The 8,193-nt window shown below is 73.0% G+C and carries 3 protein-coding genes; 2 read left to right on the top strand and 1 reads right to left on the bottom strand.

Annotated elements, in window-relative coordinates; all coding sequences use genetic code 11:
• The first annotated feature begins 1 nt into the window (after position 1).
• Complete coding sequence (locus BZZ08_RS37665; RefSeq protein ID WP_104636636.1) at positions 2 to 1,216, top strand: CHAT domain-containing protein; 1,215 nt, start codon at positions 2 to 4, stop codon at positions 1,214 to 1,216.
• Positions 1,213 to 4,656: an FxSxx-COOH system tetratricopeptide repeat protein gene (fxsT, locus tag BZZ08_RS37670; protein WP_104636637.1), complete on the top strand. Its 3,444-nt coding sequence runs from the start codon at positions 1,213 to 1,215 to the stop codon at positions 4,654 to 4,656. Before BZZ08_RS37665 ends, fxsT begins: the two co-directional genes overlap by 4 nt.
• 98 nt (positions 4,657 to 4,754) lie before the next feature.
• Here the strand turns inward: fxsT and BZZ08_RS37675 are convergent.
• Positions 4,755 to 8,193: multifunctional oxoglutarate decarboxylase/oxoglutarate dehydrogenase thiamine pyrophosphate-binding subunit/dihydrolipoyllysine-residue succinyltransferase subunit (locus BZZ08_RS37675; RefSeq protein WP_104636638.1), on the bottom strand; the 3,439-nt coding region annotated here is incomplete at its 5' end.

An 8,193-nucleotide genomic window follows, 5' to 3' on the forward strand; every position in this document is an offset into this window, starting at 1 on the left:
GGTGCCGGACCTGCGGCGCGCGCAGGAGCCGCCCGCCGGGCTCGGCGGTACCGACGCACGGCCCGGCGCGCGCCTGGAGGACGGCTTCGCCGTGCTGCGCGTCCTGCGCGCCGACGGGGCCGACGGACGGCCGGGCTACCGGCTGCAGGGCTGGTGCGGCGACCTGACGGTGAACTGCGCGGCCGGACCCACCCGCCGCCCCGCTCCCGCCGTCAGCCTCGCCCGGCTGCGGCAGGACGGCGACGGGCACTACCCCTCGGAGGTGCTGCGGGGCATTCTCCTGTGGTCGGAGAACCAGTACGAACTCGCCCACTGGATCAACCGGATCCGCGCCCGGCACGGCGACGGCCTGCACCTGGTCGTGTGGGACGACACCGGATACGACCTGCCCTGGGAGCTGCTCCTGCTCCCCGGGGACGCCGCGCTGGGCCTGGCGGGCGGCCCGCTGGGCGCGTTGACCGCCGTCGCCCGCTGGACCACCGTGCGTGATCCGAGCCAGGGCGGGCTGCCCGCCGACTCCGGCGACTGCCACGGCCGGGTGCTCGGCTACCTCCACCAGGACATGGCGGACGACGGCCGCCTCTTCACGTCGTACGCGCACCGGCTGCACCGGCGCATGACCCCCTTCCTCAGCGACCTCGACACCCAGGACGACCGCACCGGACTGGTCTACCTGGGCTGTCACGGAACCTACGGCGACGCCGTGCCGGGCCTCACGCTCGGCGACCGCACCTGGGCCGAGCTGAACGGCGAGCCGATGTCGGTGCTGCGCCGGGACGGCTCGCTGGTCTGCCTCAACGCCTGCGACTCCGGCCGGTTCGTCGACAACCGGGCCCAGGGGGAGGAGGCGTTGCGCGGATTCGCGGAGCTGTTCCTGCGCAAGGGCGCCGGCGGCTGCATCGTCAGCTCCGGGAAGGTCGGCGACCTGGAGGCCCGGGCGATGGCGCGGCGCCTGGTGCGCGAGGTCGCCCAACACCCGCGCCGCCCGGTGGTGCGGACGCTGCGGGCCTTCCGGGTGCGGGCCCTGGAGGAGTTCGGGCCCCTGGCCCGGATGCCACGGGTCCGCAACGATGACGGACAGGTCGACGTCGTGGGCCAGAAACGGGTCCTGCGGCTCCTGTACGCGTTCATGTTCCACTACTACGGGCATCCGAGGACGGCGCTGCGGCTCACCGCGGTGGACGCGCTCGGCACCGAGCAGGGAGGCGGCCGGTGAGCGCCGCCGGACGGCCGTCCGGGCAACCGCTGCTGATCGAGCCCGTCGTCGCGTGGCCCCGGCAGGCGGAGGCGGGGGGCGACTACCTCGTCACCGTCGACCTGCGCGGCCCCCTTCCCTCCCCGGACGGCACACCGGCCCAGTGGCCCTACTCCGAGGAGGAGTTCACCTTCACCGTCACCCTGGACGGCGCCCCGCACTTCGACTGCGCCGCCCTGGGCGAACCGAACCTCGTCCTGCACCGCTTCGGTGGCACCTACGGTCCCGCCCGGTTCCGGGTCTCCGCGGGCACGGACCTCGGACCCGCCTCGCTCTGGCTGACCGTCAGCAACCCGTGGGGCGTGCCGGTCCGCAAGGCGGAACTGCGCTGCGAGATATGCCCGGCCACCGCCGACGCGACGGTACGGCCCCCGGGCGGACCCACGTCGCCGTGCGTCCCGCGGGTGCCCCCGCGGCACCGGCGCCCGGCCCCCGTGCGACCCGACCCGGACCGGCGGACGGTCACCATCAGCTTCGCCGGACTCGACCGGGCCTGGGCGGCCTGGATCCGGGACCGGCTGGAGCGGCGCGGGGTGCGGGTCGCGCCGCTGCGCCGGGGCTCCCCGGCCGATGTCCGCCCCGCGGCCCTGCTGCGCGACCTGACCCTCGCGCCCGGGCGCGTCCTGCTCGTTCTGGACACCCCCTACTTCGGCCACGGCACGCACCCGCCCGCGGAGTGGAACGCGGCCCTGCGCGAGGTCGTCGCCCCCGACCCGTCCCGGTTCGCGGCCGTGTCGGTCACCGGGGCCACGCTCCCGTCGGAGGTCTCCCTGCTGGCGCCCGTCGTCCTGCACGGCCTGCGGGCCGAGGAAGCCGAGCGGCGTCTGCTGGACCGGCTCGGCCTGCCGTCCGAGCCGCTGACCGAGGACGCGGCGCGGGCCCCGGCCGGGCCGCGGTTCCCGGCGGACCCGCCGGGCGTGTGGGGCGCCGTACCGCGCCGCAACACCCGGTTCACCGGCCGTGAGGCACTGCTGGACGAGATGCACGACCGGCTGGGCGGTCCGGGGCTGGACACCGGGACCCTGACGCTGCACGGCATGTCCGGGGTGGGCAAGACGCAGCTCGCCGCCGAGTACGCGCACCGGCTCGGCCCCGAGTACGACGTGGTGTGGTGGGTCAACGCGCGGGACCGGGCCGACTGCCGCCGCCAGCTGGCCGAACTCGCCCCCCGGCTGGGCCTGCGGACCGGTCAGGAGTACGGCGAACGGCTGCGCGCGGTGCGGGACGCGCTGCGCCGCGGTGAGCCGTACGCCCGGTGGCTGCTGGTCCTGGACGGTGCCGACGAGCCCGAGGAGATCGAGAACCTGGTGCCGACGGGCCCGGGGCACGTCCTGGTCACCTCGCGGAACCCGGAGTGGGGCCGCTACGGCGGCGGGCTGCTGGAAGTGCCCGTGTACACCCGCGACGAGTCGATCGCCTTCATCCGCCGCCGCGCGTCCGGCCCGACCCCGGCCGAGGCCGGCCGGCTCGCCGAGGCGCTGGGCGACCTGCCGCTGCTGCTCGCCCAGACGGTGGGCTGGCTGAGCGACTCGGACCGCTCGGTGGACGAGTACCTGGCCCTGCTGGCGGACGGCACCGACGGCGAGGTGCGGAACGGGTCGGAGGACTTCCCGCCGGCCTTCCGGACGGCCTGGTCGATCCTCCTGGCCGAGCTGCGCGAGACCGCTCCCGAGTCCGTCGTCCTGCTCCGGCTGTGCAGCTTCTTCGCCCCCGGCCTCGTCCCCGTCCACCTGCTCCGGAGCATGCCGCACGACGGGCTGCCCGACTCCGTGGCCGGCCTGCTGACCGATCCCCGGCTGTGGGACCGGGCCGTCGGCCACCTGCGCCGGCACTCCGTCGTCCGGGCGGAGCCCGACCCGGAGGAACCGGAGCGCGAGAACCTGTACGTGCACCGGGCCGTCCACCAGATGGCGCACAAGGCCATGCCGGAAGAGGTCCGGCGCGACCTCGTCGACGTCGTGCGGCGGGCGCTGGCGGCGGCGGACCGCGGCCGGCCCTCGGCCCCCGAACAGTGGCCCAGATACGCCGAGATCGTGCCGCACCTCAAGTACGCCGATGTCCTCGCGACCACCGACGAGGCCGTGCAGACGCTCGTCCTCGACTGCCTGCGCTACCTGTATCTGTCGGGCGAGTACGGAGCGGGCGTCCGGCTCGGCGGCCACGCCACGCGGATCTGGCGTTCGCTCCTCGGCGACCAGCACCCCCTCGTCTGGGAACTGACCCACCACTACGCCAACCTGCTGCGCGCGGCCGGCGACTTCCACCGGACGATGGAGATCGAGCGGGCGGCCGTCCGGCACCTGAGCGAGCAGCGCGGGGAACGCGACCCCGTCCTGCTGCGGGCCCTCGGCGGACTGGCCGCGGACCTGCGCGGCCTCGGGCACTACGCGGAGGCCCTGGAGATCTCGCAGCGGGTGCTCGGCACGTACCGCGAAGTCCTCGGCGACCAGGACACCCGCACCCTCAACGCACAGAATAACGTCGGCGTCTCGCTGCGGCTGCTGGGCCGCTACGAGGACGCCCTGAACGTCGATCTGCCCACCCTCCGGGAGCGCCGCCGGGTGCTCGGCGACCGGCACCCGTGGACGCTGGGCTCGGAGACCAGCTGCGCCGTCGACCTCCGGCTGCTCGGCCGCCACGCGGAGGCCCTGTCGAGACAGGACGCCAACCGGCGGCTGGTGAGCGAGACGCTGGGCGCCCACCACCGGCTGACCCTGCTCGCCGCGCACAACCTCGCGCTGTGCCGCTCCGCCGTGGGCGACACCGACGAGGCGGCACACCACGTCGGCCAGGCACTGGAGCTGGCGGAGCGGGTGCTCGGCGACAGCGATCCCCTGGTGCTGATGCTCCTCGCGAGCCGGAGCTGCCTCGCCCGGGAGCACGGCGACCTCGACCTGGCCCGTGAGCTGAGCGAGCGCGTCGTCGGCCGCTACGAGGAGACGCTCACCGCCGGCCATCCCTACGCGGCGGGGGCCCGCGCCAACCACGCCCTGCTGCTGCACCGGGCGGGCGAGGGCGACCGCGCACCGGCCCTCGCCGACGCCGCGCTGGCCGACATGGACGCCGGCGTGGGGCACGACCACCCCTGGACGCTGGGCTGCGCGCTCAACGCGGCGATCCTGCACGCGGGCGCCGGAGACGCGGACCGTGCCCTCACCCTGAGCCGGGACACGGCCGGTACGGCGGCGCGCGTCCTCGGCCCCGCCCATCCGTTCACGCTCCTGGCGGGGGTGGCCCTCGCGGCCGAGCTGCGCGTGCGGGGGCGGCGCGGGCAGGCCGACGCGGTGCAGAGCCAGGCCCTGGAGGGACTGGTCGCCGTCCTCGGCCCCCGGCACCCGCGCACCCTGTCGGCCCGCGCCCGGCGCGCTCCGTTCTGGGACTTCGAACCCCAGCGCACCTGACCGGGCACCCGCGTGCCCCGGGAACGCCGAAGGGCCCGGCTCCGGAACGTCTCCGGAGCCGGGCCCTTCACGGCGCGGCCGTGGCCGGCGTCAGTGGCTCACGCCTCGAACACCTCACGCACCAGCTGCTCCTGCTCGGCCTGGTGCCGCTTGGCCGAGCCGACGGCCGGGGACGAGCCGTGCGGCCGCGAGATGCGGCGCAGGCGCTCGCCGTGCGGGACGTCGGCACCGACCGCCAGGTCCAGGTGGTCGATCAGGTTGAGCGCGATGAACGGCCAGGCACCCTGGTTCGCCGGCTCCTCCTGGGCCCACAGGTACTTCTCGGCGTTCGGGTACTTGGCGATCTCCGCCTGGAGCTCGGCACCCGGCAGCGGGTACAGGCGCTCGATGCGGATGATCGCCGTGTCCGTCACGCCGCGCTTCCTCCGCTCGGCGTCGAGGTCGTAGTAGACCTTGCCGGCGGTGAAGACGACCTTCTTGACGGCGGCCGGGTCGACCGAGTCGTCGCCGATGACCGGGCGGAACTGGCCCGTCGTGAACTCCTCCGCCTTCGAGGCCGCCGCCTTCAGGCGCAGCATCGACTTCGGGGTGAAGACCACCAGCGGCTTGTGGTGCGGGTTGTGCACCTGCCACCGCAGGAGGTGGAAGTAGTTCGACGGCAGGGTCGGCATCGCGACCGTCATGTTGTTCTGCGCGCACAGCTGCAGGAACCGCTCCGGGCGGGCCGAGGAGTGGTCCGGGCCCTGGCCCTCGTAGCCGTGCGGCAGCAGCAGCGTCACGCCGCTGGTCTGGTTCCACTTCTGCTCGGCCGACGAGATGAACTCGTCCACGACCGTCTGCGCGCCGTTGACGAAGTCGCCGAACTGCGCCTCCCACATCACCAGCGCGTCCGGGCGGGCCAGCGAGTAGCCGTACTCGAAGCCCATCACCGCGTACTCGGAGAGCAGCGAGTTGTAGACGTTGTACCGGGCCTGGTCCTCGGACAGGTACAGCAGCGGCGTGAACTCGTCGCCCGTCTCACGGTCGATGACGACCGCGTGGCGCTGGCCGAAGGTGCCGCGCTGCGAGTCCTGGCCGGTCAGGCGGACCGGCACGCCCTCCAGGAGGAGGGAGCCGACGGCGAGGGTCTCGCCCATGCCCCAGTCGATCGTGCCGTCCTCGACCATCGCCGCGCGGCGCTGCAGCTGCGGCAGCAGACGCGGGTGGATGGTGACGTGGTCGGGGATGTTGACCTGGGACTCGGCGATCCGCTTGACGGTCTCGGCGCTGACCGCGGTGTTCACGGCGACCGGGAACTCGGCCTGCGGGTCCGAGGGCTCGGCGGCCGACGGCTGCGAGACGGCCTCGCGGACCTCGGTGAAGACCTTCTCCAGCTGGCCCTGGTAGTCCTGGAGCGCCTGCTCGGCCTCCTCCAGGGTGATGTCGCCGCGACCGATGAGGGACTCGGTGTACAGCTTGCGCACCGAGCGCTTCTTGTCGATCAGGTCGTACATCAGCGGCTGGGTGAAGGCCGGGTTGTCCGACTCGTTGTGACCGCGGCGGCGGTAGCAGATGAGGTCGATCACCACGTCCTTGTTGAACGCCTGGCGGAACTCGAAGGCGAGCCGCGCGACGCGGACCACGGCCTCCGGGTCGTCGCCGTTCACGTGGAAGATCGGGGCCTCGATCATGCGGGCCACGTCGGTGGCGTACATGGAGGAGCGCGAGGACTCCGGGGCGGCGGTGAAGCCGACCTGGTTGTTGATGACGACGTGGACCGTGCCGCCGGTGCGGTAGCCGCGCAGCTGCGACATGTTCAGGGTCTCGGCCACCACGCCCTGGCCCGCGAAGGCCGCGTCGCCGTGGATCGCCACCGGCAGGACGGTGAAGTCCGTGCCGCCCTTGTTGATGATGTCCTGCTTGGCGCGCGAGACGCCCTCCAGGACCGGGTCCACCGCCTCCAGGTGCGAGGGGTTGGCGACCAGCGAGACCGCGATCTGCTCGCCGTCCAGGCCGGTGAAGGTGCCCTCGGCGCCCAGGTGGTACTTCACGTCGCCGGAGCCGTGCATCGACTTCGGGTCGAGGTTGCCCTCGAACTCGCGGAAGATCTGCGCGTACGACTTGCCGACCACGTTGGCCAGCACGTTAAGCCGGCCGCGGTGGGCCATGCCGATGACGACCTCGTCCAGGCGGGACTCGGCCGCCGAGTCGATGACCGCGTCGAGCAGCGGGATGACGGACTCGCCGCCCTCCAGGGAGAACCGCTTCTGGCCGACGTACTTGGTCTGGAGGAACGTCTCGAACGCCTCGGCGGCGTTCAGGCGGCGCAGGATGCGCAGCTGCTCCTCGCGCTCCGGCTTGGTGTGCGAGCGCTCGATGCGGTCCTGGATCCACTTGCGCTGCTTGGGGTCCTGGATGTGCATGAACTCGACGCCGGTGGTGCGGCAGTACGAGTCGCGCAGCACGCCCAGGATGTCGCGCAGCTTCATCAGGGACTTGCCGGCGAAGCCGCCGACCGCGAACTCGCGCTCCAGGTCCCACAGGGTGAGCCCGTGCTCGGTGATGTCCAGGTCGGGGTGCTTGCGCTGCTGGTACTCCAGCGGGTCGGTGTCGGCCATGACGTGGCCGCGGACCCGGTAGGAGTGGATCAGCTCGAAGACGCGGGCGGCCTTGGTGACGTCGTCGTCGTGCGAGGCGTCGATGTCCTTGAGCCAGCGGACCGGCTCGTAGGGGATGCGCAGCGCCTTGAAGATCTCGTCGTAGAAGCCGTTCTCGCCCAGCAGCAGGTTGGCGACCTGGCGGAGGAACTCGCCGGAGGCGGCGCCCTGGATGACCCGGTGGTCGTAGGTCGACGTGAGCGTCATGACCTTCGAGATGCCGAGCTTGTTCAGGGTGTCCTGGCTGGTGCCCTGGAACTCCGCCGGGTAGTCCATGGAGCCGACGCCCAGGATGACCGACTGGCCGGGCATCAGGCGCGGCACGGAGTGGACGGTGCCGAGGCCGCCGGGGTTGGTCAGGGAGACCGTGACGCCGGTGAAGTCGTCCATCGTCAGCTTGTTGTCGCGGGCGCGACGGACGATGTCCTCGTAGGCCTGCCAGAACTCGAAGAAGTTCAGCGTCTCGGCCTTCTTGATCGCCGCGACGACCAGCTGGCGGTCGCCGTTGGGCTTGACCAGGTCGATGGCGAGGCCGAGGTTGATGTGGGCCGGCTTGACCAGGGTCGGCTTGCCGTCCTTCTCGCCGAACGAGTGGTTCATCGACGGCATGGCCTTGATGGCCTGCACCATCGCGTACCCGATCAGGTGCGTGAAGGAGATCTTCCCGCCCCGGGCGCGCTTGAGGTGGTTGTTGATGACGATGCGGTTGTCGAACAGCAGCTTCACCGGGACCGCGCGCACGGACGTGGCCGTGGGCAGCTCCAGCGAGGCGTTCATGTTCTTCACGACCGCGGCGGCCGGGCCGCGCAGGGTCACCAGCTCGGGGCCCTCGGCGCCGGCGTCCTTGGCGGGCGCGGCGGCCTTCGCCTGCGGCTTGGCGGCGGGCTTGGCCGGCGCGGGC

The sequence above is a fragment of the Streptomyces sp. MH60 genome, from assembly GCF_002939385.1.
GTDB lineage: Bacteria > Actinomycetota > Actinomycetes > Streptomycetales > Streptomycetaceae > Streptomyces.